Origin of the sequence: Curtobacterium sp. PsM8, from assembly GCF_030433875.1 — a bacterium.
Lineage (GTDB): Bacteria > Actinomycetota > Actinomycetes > Actinomycetales > Microbacteriaceae > Curtobacterium.
The window spans coordinates 1-239 of the sequence record NZ_JARUXD010000184.1; the positions used below are offsets into that span (position 1 = coordinate 1).

At 60.3% G+C, this 239-nt stretch carries 1 protein-coding gene; it reads right to left on the reverse strand.

Annotated elements, in window-relative coordinates:
• Positions 1-239 (reverse strand): polysaccharide deacetylase family protein (locus QCD68_RS17295; protein ID WP_301223905.1); only part of this gene is annotated, 239 nt, incomplete at both ends.

Here is a 239-nt window from a genome sequence, read left to right on the forward strand (position 1 = left end):
TGGCGACCTTGTCAACAGTGTCGTTGTGAGCGCCATAGGGTGGGCGGAACAACAGCGGAGTGGCCCCGGTGAACTGCTTAATGAGCTGCGAGTTGTGCTCCAGTTCACGACGGATGCGATCCGGGGTCTTCGCCGGAAGATTCGGGTGGGTGACTGTGTGGTTGCCGATCTCCATGCCGGCGGCAGCCACCTTCTGGGCCGTATTAGGGAAGGCCATGATGCTGTTGCCCATCTCGAAG